Genomic DNA, 1,873 nt, shown 5'->3' on the forward strand with positions numbered 1-1,873 from the left:
GCCCTCATGATGGACCCGCACGTCCTGCTGCTGGACGAGCCGTCGGCGGGCCTGTCGCCCTCCCGGCAGGACGAGGCCTTCCTTCGGGTGTCGGAGATCAACAAGGCCGGCGTGACGACGATCATGGTGGAGCAGAACGCCCGCCGCTGCCTGCAGATCTGCGACCGCGGATACGTGCTGGATCAGGGGCGCGATGCCTACACCGGCACCGGCCGCGAGCTGCTGAACGACCCGAAGGTCATCGGTCTGTACCTGGGGACGCTCGGAACCTGACCTCCTCGGCCGCGATCACGGCTCCCCGTGGCCGCGGCACGGGAAAGGCCCCGGCTCTTCGTGAGCCGGGGCCTTTCGCGTCGCTGTGTCAGCCGAGGTTGAGGAACTCGTAGTTGTTGTCCTCGCCGAACTGGAAGACGCCGATCGTCGCCTCGGTCGGGTCGCCCACCTCGTCGAAGGTGATCGGCCCCGAGACGCCTTCGTAGTCGGCGACCTCCCCGGCGATGATGAGGTCGGCGCACTCCGCGAAGGTCGAGCACGCGGTGCCACCGTCGGCGCCCGAGACGGACTGCAGGTTCGCCGCGACGTCGGGACCGGCCGTGGAGCCGGCCTGCAGCGCGGCGAGGGCCAGCAGCACGACGGCGTCATACGACTCCGGCGCGTAGGTGAAGTCCTTCAGCTCGGGCTGTCCCTCGCCCGTCCAGAAGGCCTGCAGCTCGTCACGGAAGGTGGTGATCGTCTCGGGGTCGACCGCGGGGTAGGTTCCCTTGGCGCCGGCGAGCGTGCCCGTCTCGAACTCCTCCCCGAAGTTGGAGAGGTTGCCGTCGACGAAGTAGAGGCCCTCGGCCGGGAAGTCGGCGCCGACCAGCTCGGGGATCATCGTGGTGACCTCCTCGAACGTGATCAGGGCGATCGCGTCGGGGCTGGCAGCGAGCACCTCGTCGATCTGCGCCGAGAAGTTCGCGTCGCCGGTGTTGTAGAGCTGCGCCGCAACGACCTCGCCGCCGGCGCTTTCGAACGCCTCCTTCGTGAAGCACGCAAGGCCCGTGCCGTACGCGTCGTTCAGGACGATCATGCCGAGGGTCTCGTTGCCGTCGGCGGCGATCAGGTTGCCGAGCACCTCGCCCTGGAGCACGTCCGAGGGGGCGGTGCGCCAGTACAGACCGTTGTCCTCGTAGCCGGTGAACGCCGCAGAGGTGTTGGCCGGCGAGAACTGGATCGCGCCGGCGGCGATGACCTGGTCGACGAACTGCAGCGACGTGCCCGACGATGCGGCGCCGACGATGGCCGTCGCGCCTTCTCCCAGCAGTCGCGGGATCTCCGTCTCATACGCCTTGTTGTCGGTGTCGCCGGAGTCGCCCTGGATGAGGTCGATCGTGATGCCCTTGCCGGCGGCGTTGATCTGGGATGCCGCGAACTCCGTCGCCGCGATCTCGGGCGGGCCGAGGAAGGCGAGGTTGCCGGTGACGGGCAGTGCCGTGCCGATTTTGTAGGTCAGGTCCGTGCCGGGTCCGGTCGAAGTCGACGCGTACTCCGGGACGTAGTCCGCGGGCGCGGCCTCATCACAGTTGATGGGGAAGTCGAACCCCGCCGCTTCGCCGGTCTCTTCGGGGGTGTCCGCGTCGCCGCCGCCGCCGGTGCAGCCTGACAGGACGAGTGCGCTGGCGCCGACCAGGGCGATGGCGCCCAGGACTTTCGACGCGCGTGAACGTGTGAAGACGCTCATGGTGCTCCTTGCTGAATCGGGTGCTGCGCAAGGCCGGGAGCCGCGCGCGATTGGTGACCAACCTAGTGCGGGCATGACGTCGGCGATGTTGCGATCTGTTAACGGTGTGTTTCGCGACCCAATCGTTACTGGCCGGTCAGAGGACCGAACCCG

1 protein-coding gene and 1 pseudogene are annotated in these 1,873 nt (G+C 68.3%); one reads left to right on the forward strand and one right to left on the reverse strand.

Features of this window, described 5'->3' with window-relative positions:
• Positions 1-273: pseudogene (locus tag NQ160_RS23200) on the forward strand (ABC transporter ATP-binding protein); the annotation flags it as partial.
• Between the two features lie 88 nt (positions 274-361).
• Here the strand turns inward: NQ160_RS23200 and NQ160_RS23205 are convergent.
• Entirely contained in the window at positions 362-1,720 is a 1,359-nt protein-coding gene (locus NQ160_RS23205; protein ID WP_257517371.1) for an ABC transporter substrate-binding protein, read from the reverse strand.
• Between the last annotated feature and the right edge of the window lie 153 nt (positions 1,721-1,873).

This window comes from Microbacterium sp. zg.Y909 (assembly GCF_024626565.1).

Bases quoted from the DNA above. Each gene is read 5' to 3' on its own strand.
- NQ160_RS23205 (WP_257517371.1), bottom strand. From the start codon at position 1,720: ATGAGCGTCTTCACACGTTCACGCGCGTCGAAAGTCCTGGGCGCCATC.